15 protein-coding genes are annotated in these 16,939 nt (G+C 69.7%); 8 read left to right on the top strand and 7 right to left on the bottom strand.

Features of this window, described 5'->3' with window-relative positions:
* The first annotated feature begins 289 nt into the window (after nt 1-289).
* Genes GGR64_RS05515 through GGR64_RS05525 form a run of 3 tightly spaced genes read left to right on the top strand, consistent with a single transcriptional unit; the run spans nt 290 to nt 3,289 of the window.
* A complete protein-coding gene (locus GGR64_RS05515) occupies nt 290-1,681 on the top strand; it encodes a cytochrome P450 (protein WP_184644459.1) in 1,392 nt (463 codons plus the stop codon).
* The gene (locus tag GGR64_RS05520) at nt 1,674-2,588 is read left to right on the top strand and encodes a sulfotransferase domain-containing protein (RefSeq protein ID WP_184448357.1); all 915 of its coding nucleotides are present in this window, start codon (nt 1,674-1,676) and stop codon (nt 2,586-2,588) included. Before GGR64_RS05515 ends, GGR64_RS05520 begins: the two co-directional genes overlap by 8 nt.
* Nucleotides 2,585-3,289 carry a sulfotransferase family protein gene (locus GGR64_RS05525; protein WP_184644461.1) on the top strand — a complete coding sequence of 235 codons (705 nt, stop codon included), beginning with the start codon at nt 2,585-2,587 and terminating at the stop codon, nt 3,287-3,289. Before GGR64_RS05520 ends, GGR64_RS05525 begins: the two co-directional genes overlap by 4 nt.
* An 11-nt stretch (nt 3,290-3,300) precedes the next feature.
* On the opposite strand, the gene GGR64_RS05530 is transcribed toward GGR64_RS05525, so the two are convergent.
* Both GGR64_RS05530 and GGR64_RS20990 read right to left on the bottom strand, forming a co-directional pair.
* Nucleotides 3,301-4,062, bottom strand: a complete 762-nt coding sequence (locus GGR64_RS05530; protein ID WP_326520307.1) for a TorF family putative porin — start codon at nt 4,060-4,062, stop codon at nt 3,301-3,303.
* Between the two features lie 17 nt (nt 4,063-4,079).
* Nucleotides 4,080-6,620: a methyl-accepting chemotaxis protein gene (locus tag GGR64_RS20990; RefSeq protein WP_184644465.1), complete on the bottom strand. Its 2,541-nt coding sequence runs from the start codon at nt 6,618-6,620 to the stop codon at nt 4,080-4,082.
* A gap of 515 nt (nt 6,621-7,135) precedes the next feature.
* Between GGR64_RS20990 and GGR64_RS05540 the strand changes: the two genes are divergently transcribed.
* Nucleotides 7,136-7,633: a DUF6630 family protein gene (locus GGR64_RS05540; protein WP_160966659.1), complete on the top strand. Its 498-nt coding sequence runs from the start codon at nt 7,136-7,138 to the stop codon at nt 7,631-7,633.
* A gap of 69 nt (nt 7,634-7,702) precedes the next feature.
* Here GGR64_RS05540 and GGR64_RS05545 read toward each other — a convergent pair whose 3' ends face one another.
* The gene (locus GGR64_RS05545) at nt 7,703-8,260 is read right to left on the bottom strand and encodes a DUF3228 family protein (RefSeq protein WP_160966657.1); all 558 of its coding nucleotides are present in this window, start codon (nt 8,258-8,260) and stop codon (nt 7,703-7,705) included.
* 203 nt (nt 8,261-8,463) lie between these two features.
* The gene (locus GGR64_RS05550) at nt 8,464-9,384 is read right to left on the bottom strand and encodes a M14 family metallocarboxypeptidase (RefSeq protein ID WP_184644467.1); all 921 of its coding nucleotides are present in this window, start codon (nt 9,382-9,384) and stop codon (nt 8,464-8,466) included.
* Nucleotides 9,385-9,720: 336 nt separating this feature from the next.
* Here GGR64_RS05550 and GGR64_RS05555 point away from each other — a divergent pair, with 336 nt between their 5' ends.
* The 3 genes from GGR64_RS05555 to GGR64_RS05565 all read left to right on the top strand — a co-directional run bounded on the left by GGR64_RS05555 (nt 9,721) and on the right by GGR64_RS05565 (nt 12,860).
* On the top strand, nt 9,721-11,091 hold the full coding sequence (locus GGR64_RS05555) for an alpha-amylase family protein (RefSeq protein ID WP_184448490.1): 1,371 nt from the start codon (nt 9,721-9,723) through the stop codon (nt 11,089-11,091).
* A gap of 150 nt (nt 11,092-11,241) precedes the next feature.
* Nucleotides 11,242-12,084, top strand: a complete 843-nt coding sequence (gene metF, locus GGR64_RS05560) for a methylenetetrahydrofolate reductase [NAD(P)H] (protein ID WP_184644469.1) — start codon at nt 11,242-11,244, stop codon at nt 12,082-12,084.
* A gap of 152 nt (nt 12,085-12,236) precedes the next feature.
* Nucleotides 12,237-12,860, top strand: a complete 624-nt coding sequence (locus GGR64_RS05565) for a DUF4124 domain-containing protein (RefSeq protein ID WP_184644471.1) — start codon at nt 12,237-12,239, stop codon at nt 12,858-12,860.
* Nucleotides 12,861-13,133: 273 nt separating this feature from the next.
* Here the strand turns inward: GGR64_RS05565 and GGR64_RS05570 are convergent, their stop codons facing one another.
* From GGR64_RS05570 to GGR64_RS05580, 3 genes are all read right to left on the bottom strand, one after another.
* A complete protein-coding gene (locus GGR64_RS05570; protein WP_184644474.1) occupies nt 13,134-14,096 on the bottom strand; it encodes a Nudix family hydrolase in 963 nt (320 codons plus the stop codon).
* A gap of 387 nt (nt 14,097-14,483) precedes the next feature.
* Nucleotides 14,484-14,858: a VOC family protein gene (locus tag GGR64_RS05575; protein ID WP_184644476.1), complete on the bottom strand. Its 375-nt coding sequence runs from the start codon at nt 14,856-14,858 to the stop codon at nt 14,484-14,486.
* Nucleotides 14,859-15,029: 171 nt separating this feature from the next.
* A complete protein-coding gene (locus tag GGR64_RS05580; RefSeq protein WP_184644478.1) occupies nt 15,030-15,584 on the bottom strand; it encodes a TetR family transcriptional regulator in 555 nt (184 codons plus the stop codon).
* Here GGR64_RS05580 and GGR64_RS05585 point away from each other — a divergent pair.
* Nucleotides 15,553-16,875: an NAD(P)/FAD-dependent oxidoreductase gene (locus tag GGR64_RS05585; RefSeq protein WP_260302852.1), complete on the top strand. Its 1,323-nt coding sequence runs from the start codon at nt 15,553-15,555 to the stop codon at nt 16,873-16,875. The two genes, GGR64_RS05580 and GGR64_RS05585, sit on opposite strands and share 32 nt — an antisense overlap.
* Nucleotides 16,876-16,939: the final 64 nt, after the last annotated feature.

Below are 16,939 nucleotides of genomic sequence, written 5' to 3' on the forward strand. Positions count from 1 at the left end.
TCACGGTGACAGACGCGACAACCGCAACAGATCCCCCGTTCAATCAGGAGTATCGCCATGAAACGCCTTTTTGATTCGCTGTCGCGCTGGGTGCAGAGCCTCGGCGGCCGCAAGCTCGGCTACATCTACACCTACTGACCTTCCCGCCACCGTCGTGTGGCGTGCCTGTGCGAGAGGGGGCAATCGTCCGCCCTCTCGCGGCGCTTCTCTTCGCCCGGCCACGCGCTTCGTTCGCCATGCGACACATGCCAGCTTCCGTTTCGCGGCGCGTCACCATGCGGATCTTCGCGTGACCGAGGCGCAGCGACTGCCACCAGGGCCGCGCGGGCACTGGGCGTTCGGCAATCGGCAGGCCTTCGCCGCCGATCCCCTGGAATTCCTGCAACGCAGCGCACGCGAGCATGGCGACGTAGTGCAGATCGCCGAGCGCACCTATCTGATCGCGGCACCGGCTGCCATTGCCACGGTGCTTGGCGACGACGGCAGCCTCTATGCCAAATCGGATCCGGATCCGCGTGCGCGCCGCGCCGCATTCCCGGGATCGGTGATGAACAGCGAGGGCGAGGCCTGGCGGCACAAGCGCCAGGCACTGCAGCCCGCGTTCCGCGCCGGCCTGGTGCGCGACTACGCCGGGCAGGCGCTCGCTGCCACGCAAGCGTTGTTGCAAGCGCGCAATGACAGCGCCCACGCCCAGGATCTGCGGCTGACGATGACGGCGCTTTGTGCGCAACTGGGCGCCGGTTTCCTGCTCGGCGACACGGCGCACGCGCCGGCACTGCTGCGAATGCTGCCGATGGTCGATGCGATCCTGCAGCAGACGCGCACGCCGTCGGCGGCACCGGCCTGGTGGCCGAGTGCCGGCAAGCGCCGCCTGCGTGCCGCACGCGGCGAACTGGACAGCGCGATGACGCAGATCCTGGTGTCGCCGCGTTCAGCAGGCACAGGCGCTTCGGTACTGGAGCTGCTGCAGCGCGAAGATCCGCAGGGCCAGGGCGACTGGTGCCGCGACGAAGCGGCGGCGATGCTGATGTCGGCATTGGAGCCGATGGCGGCCGGCCTGACCTGGACGCTGCTGCTGCTGGCCCAGCATCCCTCGATCGCGCAGGCGGTGGCGGAGGAAGCCGATGCCCTGCCCGGCCTCGACAGCGCGTCCGCCACGGCCTGCGACGACGCGCTGGTCGAACGCCTGCCGCTGGCGCGCGCCTGCGTGAAGGAAGCCATGCGCCTGTATCCGCCGGCGTGGATAACCGCGCGCATCGCGCAACGCGACACCACGCTGGAGGGCTTCGCGGTGCCACGCGGCACCCAGCTGGTCATCAGCCAATGGGTGGTGCAGCGCGATCCGCGCCACTTCGCCGCGCCGGAGCGCTTCATGCCGGCACGCTGGCTGGACGCCGCACATGCGCCGGCGCGCTACACCTACTTCCCTTTCGGCGGTGGCCCGCGCAGTTGCATCGGCAGCCAACTGGCGCTGGTGCAGATGACCGTGGTCGTGGCCGGCCTGCTGCGCGAGCGCATGCTGCAGCTGGCTGCGGATGCGCAGCCGCGGCCGTATCCGGCGCTGGTGCTGCGTCCGCTCGATGTCCGCATCGCCCTGCGCCCGCGCACGGCAACCCCGCCTCGCCAGTCGCCTACCGCGACGGCGCCCCTCGCTCCCACACCGGAAGCCCCGCATGGCTGATCCCGCCGCCTTCGCCAAGACCCGGGAATATCCCAACCGCTTTTTCGATTCCGCCGCCTGGAACGCGCTGGCCTTCCGCGACGGCGACATCGTCATCGCCAGCTACGCCAAGGCCGGCACCACCTGGCTGCAGCAGATCGTCGCGCAGTTGCTGTTCGAGGGCGCGGCGGACGTCGACGTGTCGGCGATCTCGCCATGGTTGGACGGCGTGTACCCGGACCGCGCCAGCAAGCTCGCGCTGCTGCAGGCACAGGCCCACCGGCGCTTCATCAAGACCCATTTGCCGGCCGATGCATTGGCGGTCAGCGATCGCGCCAAGTATCTGTACATCGGCCGCGATGGCCGCGACATCGCGCTCAGTCTGTACGACCACCAATGCGCGGTCAGCCAGGATGCGCAGGCGCGGCTGGACGCCGGCGCGGCCGAACCCGGCAAGCTGCGCGTAGTGCCGCCGCCGAGCCTGCCGGTGGACGCCTATGTGGCGCATTGGCTGGCCCACGACGGCGCGCCGTTCTGGCCGTTCTGGGAAGGCGTGCGCAGCTGGTGGCAGCAGCGCGCGCAGCCCAATGTGCTGCTGGTGCACTACGCCGACCTGCTGGAGGATCTGCCCGCACAGGTGCGGCGCATCGCCACGTTCCTGGAGATCCCGGTACGCGAGGCGACCTGGGAGACGATCCTGGCGCACTGCCAGTTCGGCTACATGCGCCAACACGCCGCACGCTACGTGCCGCAGGGCGCCGGGCTGTGGCGCGAGGGCGGCAAGGCCTTCTTCAACCAGGGCCGCAGCGGCCGCTGGCGCACGCTGTTGCCGGCGGCCGTCGCCGCCGACTATGAGGCGCGCGCGCAGGCCGAACTGGGCCGCGAGGCCGCGCAGTGGCTGGCGCAGGGCGCAGGGGCGTCGGCATGAGCCTGCGCATCATCGGCGCCGGCCTCGGCCGCACCGGTACCCTGTCGCTGAAAGTGGCGCTGGAGCATCTGGGCCTGGGCCGCTGCTATCACGCCATGGAACTGGCCGCGAACCTGCGCCAGGCCTTGCCGCTGTGGGACGCGGCGATCGACGGGCAGGCGGATTGGGAAGCGCTGTTCGCCGGCTACACCGCCACCGTCGATTATCCCGGCTGCTGCTTCTGGCCCGAGCTGGTCGCACGCTATCCGCAGGCCCAGGTGATCCTGACCGTGCGCGATGCCGATGCGTGGTTCGATTCTGTGCGCAGCACCATCTTCGCCAGCGACGGCAGCGTGCCGGCCTTGTTCGGCCCTGATGGCCAACGTCTGAGCCAGTTCCTGCGCCGCGGGTTCGCCACACGCATCGACGATCGCGGCTTCATGACCGACTACTTCCACCGCTGGAACCAGGCCGTCATCGCCAACGTACCGGCACATCGCCTGCTGGTACTCGACACCGACGCGCAGAGCGGCTGGGAACCGCTGTGCGCCTTCCTCGGCGTGCCGGTGCCGACACAGCCGTATCCGCGCGTGCATGCGCGCGGCAGCAACGGCGCGCAAGCGCGCCCGCTACCGAGCGAACCAGCACAACGCGAACAACGCCTGCGCGCCTACCTGGACCGGCTCGCCGTGGAGGCGTTCGCGCCGTCCGTCGACGGCTGATCGCCACCCGGCTACAGCGAGAAATTGCGCTTGATGGTGAACGACCAGGCGCCGTCGATCGGATTGGTGACATGCACCCGGCCATCGCCATCCGGCACGCCAGTGGTATAGCGGCGGTAGACCCCGGCGCTGTTCCAGGCCCGCGAATAGGCCAGCCCGAACTCGGTGCCGCGCCAAGTGCGGCTCAGGCCCACGCGCGCGTCGGTCCAGCCGTAGTCGGCGAAGTTGCGCACGTGCTGATGGCCCGCATGCATGCTCGCCTGCCAGTCCGACGCCAGCGGCAGCGTGGCGTCCAGCGCCAGATAGCCGGAGCCGCGCGAGTGCTGGCCCTGGCCGACGCCCAGCGTGGCGCTGTTGTAGCCGAAGTAGTCGCGCGTCCAGGTGCTGGCGTAGGACAGCTCCACCGTCCGCCAGTGCCCGGCGACGATGGCTTCGCCGTAGTCGTAGCGGGTGCCGCTGGCGCTCATGCGCGCGCCGGGATACGCGTAGTGGTAGACGCCGGCGCGCCAGCCCCAGTCGCCATGGCTGGCCGCATAGCCGGCATATACGTCCCACTCCACGTGCCCGCCTTCGATGAAGTACGAATTCACGCCCGACGCCCAGGTGCCGGCATACCAGCCGCTGTCGGCGGCCACGTCCAGCCCGCCCTGCAGCACCGGCCGGCCCCAGCTCTGCTCGAAACCGCGCGAAACGTAGTTCGAGGTCGCCGCCAGATTGGCGCTGGCGGTCCCGGCCCAGGCCGGTGCAGCGGCGCCCAACGCGAGCAGGAGCACTCCCGTGCGCACGGCCCTCACGACGCCAGCTCCAGCCGCGTCCGGCCCGAGGTCCCCAGGCCGCCCGGCGATGGCGCCGCGAGCTTGAACAACGCCACCGCGCGCTGCAGTTCCTCGGCTTGCTCCTCCATCGCCCGCGCCGCCGCGGTGGCCTCCTCGACCAGCGCGGCGTTCTGCTGGGTCACCTCGTCCATCTGCACGATGGTCTTGCCGACCTGTTCGATGCCGGCGCTCTGCTCCTGCGAAGCGGCGGCGATCTCGCTCATGATGTCGGTGACCCGACGCACGCTGGCCACCACCTCGCGCATGGTGTCGCCGGCGCCGTTCACCAACGCGGTGCCGTCGTCGATCTTGCCGACCGAGGTATCGATCAGGCCCTTGATCTCGTGTGCCGCGGTCGCCGACCGCTGCGCCAGCGCACGCACCTCGCTCGCCACCACCGCGAAGCCGCGACCCTGCTCGCCGGCGCGCGCGGCTTCCACCGCGGCGTTGAGCGCCAGGATGTTGGTCTGGAAGGCGATGCCGTCGATCACACCGATGATCTCGGCCATCTTCTTCGACGCGGCGGCGATGCCGGTCATGGTCTCCACCACCTGCTCGACCACCGCGCCACCGCGCGACGCCACACCGGCGGTGTCCTGCGCCAGGCGATTGGCCTGGTGCGCATGCTCGGCGTTCTGCTTCACCGTGGAGGTCAGCTCCTCCATCGAGGCCGCGGTCTCTTCCAGATTCGCCGCCTGCTGCTCGGTACGCCGCGACAGGTCGTCATTGCCGGCCGCGATCTCGCCGGCGGCGGTGTTGATCGCGGTGGTGGCCTGCTGGATGCGACCGACGATGCCGGTCAGCTGCTCCACGGTGGCATTGGCGTCGTCGCGCATCTGCGCGAACACGCCATGGAATTCGCCGTGCATGCGCGCGGTGAGGTCGCCCTGCGCCACGGCGCGCAACAGCGCCGACAAGGCCGAGAGATTGCCTTCGGTCAGCTCCATCAGCCGGTTCAGCCCGACCACCATGCCGCGGAAGTCGTACTGGAAGCGTTCGGCATCGCCGCGCCGGGAAAAGTCGCCGGAGGCCGCGGCCTGCGCCAGTTCGGTGATGGCCTGGTTGATCGCCTGCAGGCTGTGCTTGGTGGTGCGCATTGCCTCGGTGATCGCCGCCTTCTCGCCCGGCAGCGGTTCCATGTCCACCTGCATGTTGCCGATCGCGTACTGCGACATCACCTCGACCAGGCGCCGCTGCACGTCCACGTGCGCGGCGACCAGCGCGTTGGTGCCGTGGACCATGCGCCCGTATTCGCCGGGGAAGCGCTCGGCGTCCATCCGGTAACTCATCTCGCCGGCGTCGTGGCGCTGCGCCATCTCCGCCTGGGCCTGCATCACCGCCTGCAACTGCGTCTGCATGCTGCCCATCGCATCCAGCAGCTGGCCCAGTTCGTCGTCGCGACGGTGGCGGACCTGGCTGTCCAGGCGCCCGGCGGCGACCGCCGAGGACACGCGCACCGCCTCGGCCAGCGGATCGAGCACCTGCCGGCGCAGCAACAGGTACAGCGCACCGCTCAGCAACAACGCCGAGAGCAGGCCGACCGCGGCGATGGTCCACAACAGCGCACGCGCCTTGGCCATGACCAGCGCATACGGCACCGAGATACCCAGCGCGAACGCCTGCGGCGCATCGCCGATCTTCAGCGGCACGAACACGTTCAATGCATCCTCGCCGTCGGCGCGGCGATGGTCGAATACCACCTCGCCCTTGGCCACGCGCGCGAGCATGTCCTTGGACCAGGCGTCGTTGCGGGTCTTGCCGACCTGCTGCGGATCGCGGCTGGCCATCACCATGCCCAACGGCGACAACAGGCTGGCGTAGCCCTCGCCCATCGGCCGCAGCGCGGCGATGCGCTGCTGCAGCGTATCCAGGGTGAAGTCGACGGTAACCACACCCAGGAAGCGGCCGTTCTCCAGGATCGGCGTGGCCAGCGTGGTCATCAACGTGTCCTTGCCGGCCACCGGGTAGTAGTACGGCTCGATCACCACCGGCTTGTGCGTATTGCGCGCCAGCAGGTACCAGTCGCCGTCGCCGGGCTTTTCGTAGTCGCGCAGCGCCTCGCGCACCAGCTTGCCGTTCTGCCGCGACCACCAGGTCATGTAGCGGCCGGTGGCATCGTGGCCCTCGGCACCGACGAAGGCCTTGTCGTTGCCGTCGAACGCGTCCGGCTCCCACATCGTGCTGATGCCCAGCCATTGCGGATGCGCGTCGAGCTGGCTGCGCAACACCGCAGTGGCGGTGGCACGCGACAAACCAACGGCGTGCTGCACGCGGAAGCTGTTGGCCAGCGCGTCGCTGGCGTCGAAGGCAACGCCGATCTCGCGCGACACGCGCTGCGCTTCCAGTTGCGCCAGGTTCTCGATGCTGGTGCGCGAGGTCGACAGCAATGCATCGCTGCTGCGCCAGTAGATGATCATCGCGGTCAGGCCGAAACAGGCCAGCGCGAGCAGGCCGGTACCCAGCATCAGGCGTTTGGCGACGCTGCCGCGACGGCGATGCGGCGACGGAGTGGACATGAGGGCTTCCTTGGCGGGGAGAGGGAATACGGTCGCGGGGAACGCGCCACGCGGCAGCTCACCGCAGCGCGCGGCGCGAGCGCGCCGTGTCCGTTGCCGATGATCTGCCCGGGACGCCTTCCCCACCGGGCCACGACGCGCGGCCGGGCATCACGTCCCGGCGCGGCTGCATGGCGGCCCACCCCATCGCTATCGTCCCGTCGCCCGCAAACTTGATGGCCATCCCGCGCCAGGCCGATGAACGGACGGGTGTTCGCGTTCAAAGCGGCCGATCGCGCGTGGTTTTCTCCTGTATGCATGCGCCAGTGAACAGCTGCGTGCACTGGTGCAGCACTGCGTGTCGGCATACACAAGCGCGACGGCATGAGGGACGAGCCATGCGGATACCGGCGAGGTACGCGCGGTATGCGAGCAAGCCGCACGCGAACGGACGGCGCCCCGGTGCGGCCACGGCAGCCCGGTGTTGCTGCCGGCACGACGGTGCATCGACAATGGCCCGTACAAGGAGAGAGGCCATGCACCCTGCCCGCGACAGCTGGACGTCCATCTGCGACACGGTTGCGCCCGAAGACCACGACCTGGGCGACGACGTTGCGCTCGCCGTGGAGGCGCCGGCGCGCTATCTGCAGCGGTTCGAAGAATCGCTGTTCGAGCGCGGCATCGAAGAGCCCCATCAGGTCACTCCGTGGCTAGCCCTGGTCGACGGGTTGATCGCCCGGCGCTTGTGCACCGAGGTGGATTGGAAAGTGGACGCCGCCGACCTCGCCCACGCGCTGGGCGAACTGCGGCCCCTGGCGGGCATGCGGAACGTGCTGTCGCCACTGGCCGCATCGCAGACACGCAACGAAGAGGCGCTGACGCTCGCGGCGCGCTGCCTGCACGCGCAGGGCATGGCACTGATCCATCTCGACATCGACAGCGACAGCTATCCGTTGCTGGTCGTCCCTGTGGACCGGGGCGAGGCGACGCGGCGGATGGCCGAAGCGTTGGGCGAACGCGCCGCCGCCCTGTAAGCCGCGACGCGCGTATCGCCGTCGCACGCATCTTCCGGCGTGCTGGGCATCGACACGTGCGAGCCGGGCTTACGGCCGCCAGTTGGCGTTGTATTCCCAGAACGCCACGCTGCGTCGATAGGCGTCGCGATCCAACGGAACGCCGGAGCCACCCTCCTCCACGCCCAGCGCATTGCGCAGCATGGTGATCGGCGCCATCGGGATCTCCTGCGGCTCGGCGGTGTACAGGCAACCGACCACGCCCCAGTCCGCCTCGATCGGCGCGCCCTCGTGGGCGAGTTGTTCGCGGCTGTAGAGGATGGGCAGCAGGTACTCCGCCACCGGCGGCTCGACCCCTTCGAACCAGCGCACCAGTACCGGCAGTTCCTCGCGACTGCGCGCCTCGTAGCCGGAACGCAGCAGGCGCCGGTTGGCGTCGGTGATCGGCACGGTCAGGCAGCGCGTCGAGGTCCAGTTGCGGTGCACGTGCAACTTGCAGAATGGCGCGTAGCCGTCGAGCACCTGCAGCGGCGCGTGCGCGTTGAGATGCTGCTCGAACTGTTCCGGCGTGCAGTCCTGGATCGCATTGCGGCGGCCATCGCGCGGGAACAGGCGCGTGCGGGCGAACGGCGTGAGGACGATGGACATGGCGGACTTGGCGAACGAGGGCGGACAAGCGTAGCGCGCGGCACGGCCGGTGCCCACCGTGCCGCCAGATCCCGATGCGTATCTGGCGCATCAGCCTCAGCATGGGAAACCAGGATAGGAGCGGCTTCAGCCGCGACGGGCGTTACCGGCAATGCCGTCGCGGCTGAAGCCGCTCCTACGGATGCTACGCACCACGCTTCCGGTTAGGGATGCGCCAAGGCGTAATCGATCGCCGCGCGCACCGCCGCCGCCTGCGCGGCATTGCACTGCTCCGGCGTCGCGCTGGCGCTGTCCGGGTATACCTCGGTGGTGGTGGTGTAGCGCGCGTCGGTGATGCCCGCGCACAGGCCCAGCCGCTTCACCGGATAGTTGATGACACCCGGCGCGGCCAGCGGCGTGCCGATCAGTTCGCCGGCGGCATCGGCCGGTGCGATATGGGTGACCTGCGCCACCGCGGCCAGCACCGCCTGCTGGAACGCCGGCTGCGGATTCTCGCTGTCGCCGACCAGGTAGAAACCGTCGGGAATGCCGCCCGGCTCGTAGGCGATGCCATCGCGCGCGGCCAGCGCCGGACGGAACTCGGACTCGTCGCTGTCGGTAGTCTCGTGCAGGTCGATGTGCATGCGCACCCGATCGCGCAGCGGCGCCACCAGGCGCAGCAGCGCGGCCGACTCCTGCGCCGGGCTGTCGGCGCGGAACGAACGGTTGGGATCCAGCGCATCGGCGTTCCAACGGTGGATGCGTTCGTACGCCCAGGGGCTCACGCACGGCGCCACCAGCACGTTGGCGCGGCCGGCATACGCGTCGGCATGCTGCTGCGCGAACTGCAGCGCGCCATGCACGCCGCTGGTCTCGTAGCCATGCACGCCGCCGGTGACCAGCATGCACGGCAAGGCGTCGTCCCAGTTGCGACTGCGCAAGGCCAGCAGCGGATAACGCTCCTGCGCATACGCCAGTTGCCCGTACGCGACTACCTCCCACTGCCCGCGCATGCCTTCGATGGCGGCGACCACCTCGTCCTGGTAGCTGCGCCGGCGCGACTGTGTAGCCAGCCAAGCCGCCTTCTCTGCGGGGCCCCAGGGCACGCCGGGCGTTCCGATCGGATAGAAGGCTGCGCTGGTCATGGTGCGGCTCCGCGTCGACAGGTGAGGGCGGCGACTGTAGCAAAGCGCACCCGCTGCGTTGCTGCACACGCCGGAACCCGGTATCGGCGGCGTGTCGGTGCGGAAACGGATGCCGATCCCGCTTTCGCGCGCTGTCGCCATGAATACGTATGTAGCGCGCGCATGTTGCGCCGCGATGCGCGCTTAGCATCCTCCCGCCGCATGCCAGCCCCGCGGCGACGTCACGCCCCTGTCCTGCAGGCGTTCCTGCCTGCGCCCACGCAACGAGGAGATCGAACGATGCGCGTCCCATCCGCCGCTGCAAATCGTCTGCTGCGCCTGCATCGCTGGCGCAGCCTGCTGCTCGGCCTGCTGCTGCTCCTGGCCACCGCCAGCGCCCAGGCCGACGTCATCCTGCATGCCTTCAACTGGCCGTACGCCACCGTGGAAGCGCGCGCCGCGCAGATCGCCGCCGCCGGCTACCGCAAGGTGCTGGTGGCACCGGCCTACCGCTCGCAGGGCGACGCCTGGTGGGCGCGCTACCAGCCGCAGGACATGCGCCTGATCGACAACCCGCTCGGCGACACCGACGCCTTCGCCAGCATGGTGCAGGCACTGAAGGCGGTGGGCGTGGAGACCTATGCCGACGTGGTGCTCAACCACATGGCCAACGAAGCGGCCACGCGCTCGGACCTGAACTACCCGGGCAGCGCGGTGCTCGGCCAGTACGCCGCCAATCCGCAGCGCTATGCGTCGCTGCGGCTGTTCGGCGACCTCTCGCAGAACTTCCTCAGCGCCAGCGATTTCGGCCCGGCGCAATGCATCACCAACTACAACGACCCCTACCAGGTGCGCACCTACCGCATCTGCGGCGGCGGCAACGATCCCGGCCTGCCGGACCTGGTCGGCAACGACTGGGTGGTGCAGCAGCAGCGCAACTATCTGCTGGCGCTGAAGGCACTGGGCGTGACCGGCTTCCGCATCGATGCGGCCAAGCACATGACCTTCGACCATTTGAACAAGGTGCTCGATGCGCAGGTGCGCTCCGGCGTGCTGGTGTTCGGCGAAGTCATCACCGGCGGCGGCAGCGGCAATTCCGACTACGACCAGTTCCTGGCGCCGTACCTGCAGGCCACCCCGCACGCGGCCTACGACTTCCCCTTGTTCAACTCGGTGCGCAACGCCTTCGCCTATGGCGGCAGCATGGACCAGCTGGTGGACCCGGGCGCCTACGGCCAGGCGCTGCCCGGCGCACGTGCGGTGACCTTCGCCATCACCCACGACATCCCCAACAACGCCGGCTTCCGCTACGCGATCATGGACCCGGTCGACGAGACCCTGGCCTACGCCTACCTGCTCGGCCGCGACGGCGGCGTGCCGATGGTGTACTCGGACAACAACGAGAGCGGCGACAACCGCTGGGTCAACGCCTACCAGCGCGACGACCTCAAGCGCATGGTCGGCTTCCACAACGCCGCGCAGGGCCGCGACATGCAGGTGCTGGCGCACGGCGCCTGCTACCTGCTGTTCCGCCGCGGCGACCTGGGCATCGTCGGCATCAACAAGTGCGGCACTACCGTCACCGCCGCCGTACCGATGAACGGCAGCGTGCTGCGCTGGAACGTCGACTACACCGATGCGCTGGGCTCCGGCAGCGTGGTGCGCATTTCCAGCGGCAGCTACACCTTCAGCCTGCCGCCGCGGCAGGCGCGGATGTGGAAGCGCTGAGCCTGCGAGCGGACGCGGCGCGCCGCAAGGGGCTGAGTCGCCGATCCGGGCGGCGCGGTGGCGGCTGACCAAGGTGCGGCCGCCACCACTTATTGCATATCCATCCGGATGAAGAGATATACTGGCGACACCGCCCGCTGCGTTGCGCCCATGACCGCCATCAGCTTCGAGTTCTATCCGCCCAAGACCGACGAGCAGCGCGCGCAGCTCGACCGCACCGCCGCGCGGCTGAAGGCCTACGCCCCGGAGTACGTGTCCTGCACCTTCGGCGCCGGCGGCTCGACCCTGAGCTACACCTCCGAGACCGTGCGCCACCTCAAGCAGCACCACCGCTTCGAGGCTGCGCCGCACCTGTCCTGCGTGGGCGGCAGCCGCGAGGAGATCCGCGAACTGCTCAAGTTGTACCGCGCCATCGGCTGCCGCCGCCTGGTCGCGCTGCGCGGCGACCTGCCGTCCGGCATGGGCCACCCCGGCGACCTGCGCTACGCCGCCGACCTGATCGCCTTCATCCGCGCCGAGCACGGCGACGCCTTCCACCTGGAAGTGGGCGCGTATCCGGAGACGCATCCGCAGGCCAACGACGCGCTCAGCGACCTGCGCCACTTCAAGGCCAAGGTCGACGCCGGCGCCGATGCCGCCATCACCCAGTACTTCTACAACGCCGACGCCTACTTTCACTTCGTCGACGCGGTGCGCAAGCTCGGCGTGCAGATCCCGATCGTGCCCGGCATCATGCCGATCTCCAACTTCAGCCAGCTGCGGCGCTTCTCCGAACAATGCGGCGCAGAAATCCCGCGCTGGATCGGCAAGCGCATGCAGGCCTACGGCGACGATGCCGAGGCCATCCGCGACTTCGGCGCCGACGTGGTCGCCACGCTGTGCCAGCGCCTGATCGACGGCGGCGCGCCCGGGCTGCATTTCTACACGCTCAACCTGGCCAAACCGACCGCCAGCGTGCTGGCGCGCCTGCGCGGCGCCATCGCCGCCGGCTGAGTGTCGCCGCTCGGGATTGGGGATTCGGGATTCGGGATTGGCAACAGCGGCGCGCGCGGCCTCGCTTTGGCGAATCCCCAATCCCCAATCCCCAATCCCGGCTTCGTAGGCATTCGCTCCGCGGTCACGCCGGCTGCCGCTACCCTGCGCCGATGCGCGCTCTTCCGCCGATCCTGCTGGTTCTGTGCCTGTGCCTGTACGTGTTCGCCACTCCCGCCGCGGCGCAGCGGGTGAATCGCTGCAGCGGTCCCGACGGCACTACCGTGTTCAGCGATCGCCGTTGCGAGGATGTCGGCGCGATCGACCGGCTGCCGCCACCGGCCGCGCCCGGCAATGTCGGCGACAACGCTCGCGGCCTGGCGCCGCCGCAGTGCGTGCGCCGGCTCAGCGTGCTGGTCCAGCAGATCCGCAGTGCCGTGGACGCCCGCGACGTCAATCGGCTATCGGCGCTGTACTGGTGGAACGGCGCTTCCGACGACGGCGCGCAACGCATCTTCGACCGGCTGGAGGCGATCGTGCGCCGCCCCCTGGTTGCGATCGTGCCGGTGGTGCCGGACACCAGCGGGACCAACGCTCCTGCAGCCGGCACGTCGTCGACAGTCGCGTCCGCGACAACGGACACGTCGGCCGCGGCGGATGCCGACAGCGGCGAGGCGCCATCGCGTCCGCATCCGACCGGCCTGCGTCTGCAGCAGACCCTCGCCGGTAGCATCACCCCCACCTCCACCGTGCTGGACCTGCGCCGGCAGTACGACTGCTTCTGGATCAGTTTCTGAGGAGCCGGGATTGGGGATTGGGGATTGGGAAATCGCAACAGCGGCGTCCCGTACGCTCCTCCCCCTCGCGCAGGAGCGGCTTCAACCGCGACCTGTCGGAGATCCGCTGTTGCGGCTGAAGCCGCTACCACAAGTACGGCGCCAGCCTCGTCGGAGGATCACTGTGGGAGGGACTTCAGTCCCGACGCATTGCGCCATCGGAAGGCGCACCACTTCGCGCGCCACGGCTGCATGACAGTTGACTCCTACGGGGAGCGGTTGCCACCGCCCCGCTCACGCCACATCGGCCGGCAGCGGCCATAGCCCGCGGATCGCGGCGATGCCCTGGCCGCCGTGGCGGCGTGCCTCGGTTACCTGGGTCGGCGCCAGGCCGCCGATCGGATAGATCGGCAGGGCGACCTGCTCGCGCAGGCGCTCGAACGCCTCCCAGCCCAACGGCGCGGCGCCGGGGTGGCTGGCGGTGGCCGCCAGCGGCCCGACCACCGCGAAATCGCAGCCGATGCGCTGCGCCGCCTGCAATTCTTCGAGACTGTGGCAGGACGCCGCGACGGGCTGTCCGGCCGGCAACGGACGCGCCTGCCAGTGCGGCAACTGCTCCGCGCCCAGGTGCACGCCCACGCCCAGTTCCCGCGCCAGCGCCACGTCGCGGTTGAGCAGCACCTGCGCGCCACGTGCCGCGCACAGCGCCGCCGCGGAACGCGCCAGCGGCGACCAATGCTCGGCCGGCAGGCCGCGCGCGCGCAACTGCACGCGGCGCACACCGCCATCCAGCGCGCGCTCCAACGCCGCCAACCAGGGGCCCGGTTCGGCCGGCTCAGGCGTGACCAGGTAGCACGCGGGCTGGCGCAGCATCGCCACCACCGGCTGGTCGGCCGGCGGCATCGCGTAGCGGCCCAGCTTGTCGGCGCTCACCCAGGTCAGCGCCTGGCCCTCGCGGCCGCGTGGCGTGCCCTTCCACGCCGACACCTGGCGCACTTCCAGGCGCAGCCGCTTGTCCGGGTAGCGCTGCGGAACTTCCATCAGCCACTCGCCGACCACGGCGTCGATGCCCAGTTCCTCCTGCAGTTCGCGCACCAGCGCCTGCTCCGAGGTCTCGCCGGGCTCGCGCTTGCCGCCGGGGAATTCCCACAGGCCCGCCAGGTCGCGGCCCTCGGTACGACGGGTCAGCAGGATACGGCCGCGCGCATCGGTGATGACGCCGGCGACGACATGGATGGATCTGAGCGGTTCGGACATGGCGCAAGCTTGCCGTTTCCGGCAGCGCCAACGCAATCAACCAGGGTCACATCGGCGCCGATCGGCCGCGGAGGCGACATCCCGCGCGACCGGGCAATCCCCGGGACGGGACCATGACCTGCACCCAGCGCGGCTTGAAGGCGCGGGCGTGTCGCGCCGACACCAAGCATCGCGCGCTGGTCCACATGCGACGCTGCGTGGCGTGCGCCGCTCATCGTGCCGCTGCGGCACGCATCGTGGTGGTTGGGTGCACTTCCGCAGCCCCGGTTGCGTTCCAGCCGGGACGGGCCTTCACGGAAAACCGCCACGGCTGAAGCCGCTCCCACGGAGACGGCTGCATTCCAGATCGCGGTGCCGATCATCCCCACTCCCACTCCCGACTCCCGCTCAGGCGACCAGGTCGTGGCCGATCCGCCACAGCACCCCGCCGGGATCGTGCAGGGTGAAGTCGCGCATGCCCCAGGGCCGGTCCTCGGGTTCGCCCAGGCGCGCGCCGTAGCGGGCGACCAGGTCAGCCGCGTGCAGCCGCCGCCACCAGGCATCGGCGTCCTCCACCCACAGGTGCAGCATCAGGTTGTGCGCCAGGGCTTGGTGGTAGCCATCCTGCAACAGGAACGCGCAGCGGTCGCCGTGGCGGAAGCAGGTCAGGCCGTCGCCGAGCGGCTCGGGCGCGAATCCGACCTCCGCATAGAACCGCGCCGACACCCCGAAATCCTGCGCCGGCACGAAGACCTTCAGTTCCAGGCTGTGCAAGGCTTCCATGGCACTTCCTCCAACGCATGCGTGCGATTCGTTACCCAGCATGCCACGCTGCGACGGTACACGCGCGTCAGCACGAGCACGCGCAAGCCTCCCTCTCCCCGCCCCGGCCGCGGCATGGCCGCTGGAACACGCCCCGGCCTTGAGCAAGGGCTTGGCAAACGCGCCCTGCACTCACAGCGGCTGGGTAAGATACCGCTGCAGCGTCTCTCCCAACACCCGCACCGCCAGCGGCCGGGTCAGGCCCCTGGCCGGAAACTCCAGCACGTAGCGCACCAGGGCGAAGCCCAGCATCTGCGAGGCGATCAGGGTTGCGCGCGTCTCCGCCGCCGCGCCCGGTCCCAGGTGGCGCCGCACCTCCGTGCGCAACTGCGTCTCGAAAATCTCGGTGATCCGCGCCTTCGCATCGGCATGGCTCACCGCCGCGCGTAGCAAGGCCACCAGTTGATGCCCCGAGGGCGCGTCCTCCCAGACCGCGAAGAAATGCGCCGCCAGGCGTTCGCCTATTTCCTCGGCTGGCGTGTCGCGCAGATCCGGAAGGTGCAGGTCGAACTCCACCGCCGCCAGGAACAGCTGCTCCTTGCTGCCGTAGTAGCGGATCACCAGCGCGACATTGGCCTGCGCCTGCGCCGCGATCTGGCGCACGGTGGCGCCGTCGTAGCCGTGCAGGGCGAACAGCGCCCGCGCCGATTCGAGAATGCGGTCTTTGGTGGCCTGCGAGCGTGTCACTGGGGTGTCCGTGGGAGGAACAGACGTAGCGCCTGTAAACGGAAGTTTACTCCACGCCGGAAACGGCGCAGGATGTAAACACACGCTTACTCAGGGAAGTGCGATGAATACGTATGGCGACACGCTATCGACGGACGTGCTGATCGTGGGTGCCGGGCCCAGCGGGCTTGCGCTGCGCCTGGCCCTGGATCGTCTCGGGATCGCCTCGCTCCTGATCGACCGGCATCCGGCAGGGCTGAACACCTCGCGCGCCGCGGTGATCCATGCGCGTACCCTGGAAGTGCTCGAACCGCTCGGGGTCGTGCCGCGCCTGCTCGCGGCGGGCGTGCGAACCACCCGGTTCCGCGTGCGCGACGGCGACCGGGTCCTGCTGCAGATCGGCTTCGACGACCTGCCCTCGACGCACCGATACGCGCTGATGTGCCCGCAGAACGCGACCGAGGCGATTCTCGGCGACAAGCTCGGGCCCCATTCCGCCACGGTGTGGCGGCCGGCACGCCTGCTGTCGTTCGCGCAGGCAGCCGATGGCATCAGCGCCGACCTGGAACTGCCGCAACAGCGCAGGCAGTTGGTGGGTGCGCAATGGATCGTCGGCTGCGACGGCGCGCATAGCGCCGTGCGGGAGACCGCCGGGATCGCGTTCGAGGGCGGGGACTACACGGAAACCTTCGTGCTCGCCGACGTGCGCATGGCATGGCCGCTGCCGCGCGAGGAAGTCAGCCTGTTCTTCTCGCCGCAGGGCCTGATGGTGGTGGCGCCGTTGCCGGAGCCCGACGGTGCAGCCGGCGATTGCCACCGGATCGTGGCGACGGTGACGGACACAGCCGGGCCGCCGACCCTATCGCAGATGCAGGCCTTGCTCGACGCGCGCGGACCGCGCAGTGCGCGCGGCCGCATCGACACGCTGCTCTGGAGTTCGGACTTCCATCTGCAGCACCGCGTGGCCGCGCAGATGCGGCGGGGACGGGTCCTGCTATGCGGCGATGCGGCGCATGTGCACAGCCCCGCCGGAGGCCAGGGCATGAATACCGGCATCCAGGACGCGATCGCGCTGGCGCCCGCGCTGCAGCAGGCGCTACACCAGCACGACGACCAAGCCCTGGACGCCTGGGCCACCCGCCGCCATCGCATCGCCCGCGGCGTGGTGCGCATGACCGATGCGATGACGCGTGCGGCCACCGCTACCGCACCGATGACACGTACTGTTCGCAATGGCCTGCTCGGCCTGATCGATCGTGCGCCCCCGATCCAGCGCAGGCTGGCGGCGCGACTGGCCGAACTGGGCAACTGAGCGTCGGACGGTCGCTGCCCCGCCAGGGTCGGGAGCAGCGGATCCGGGATGCCGGGGCCTAGGA

This window comes from Xanthomonas sp. 3307 (assembly GCF_014199735.1).
Classification (GTDB): Bacteria; Pseudomonadota; Gammaproteobacteria; order Xanthomonadales; family Xanthomonadaceae; genus Xanthomonas_A; species Xanthomonas_A rydalmerensis.

Bases quoted from the DNA above. Each gene is read 5' to 3' on its own strand.
- GGR64_RS05520 (WP_184448357.1), top strand. From the start codon at position 1,674: ATGGCTGATCCCGCCGCCTTCGCCAAGACCCGGGAATATCCCAACCGC.
- GGR64_RS05540 (WP_160966659.1), top strand. From the start codon at position 7,136: ATGCACCCTGCCCGCGACAGCTGGACGTCCATCTGCGACACGGTTGCG.
- GGR64_RS05545 (WP_160966657.1), bottom strand. From the start codon at position 8,260: ATGTCCATCGTCCTCACGCCGTTCGCCCGCACGCGCCTGTTCCCGCGC.
- GGR64_RS05575 (WP_184644476.1), bottom strand. From the start codon at position 14,858: ATGGAAGCCTTGCACAGCCTGGAACTGAAGGTCTTCGTGCCGGCGCAG.
- metF (WP_184644469.1), top strand. From the start codon at position 11,242: ATGACCGCCATCAGCTTCGAGTTCTATCCGCCCAAGACCGACGAGCAG.
- GGR64_RS20990 (WP_184644465.1), bottom strand. From the start codon at position 6,620: ATGTCCACTCCGTCGCCGCATCGCCGTCGCGGCAGCGTCGCCAAACGC.
- GGR64_RS05525 (WP_184644461.1), top strand. From the start codon at position 2,585: ATGAGCCTGCGCATCATCGGCGCCGGCCTCGGCCGCACCGGTACCCTG.
- GGR64_RS05565 (WP_184644471.1), top strand. From the start codon at position 12,237: ATGCGCGCTCTTCCGCCGATCCTGCTGGTTCTGTGCCTGTGCCTGTAC.
- GGR64_RS05585 (WP_260302852.1), top strand. From the start codon at position 15,553: ATGCGGTCTTTGGTGGCCTGCGAGCGTGTCACTGGGGTGTCCGTGGGA.
- GGR64_RS05550 (WP_184644467.1), bottom strand. From the start codon at position 9,384: ATGACCAGCGCAGCCTTCTATCCGATCGGAACGCCCGGCGTGCCCTGG.
- GGR64_RS05570 (WP_184644474.1), bottom strand. From the start codon at position 14,096: ATGTCCGAACCGCTCAGATCCATCCATGTCGTCGCCGGCGTCATCACC.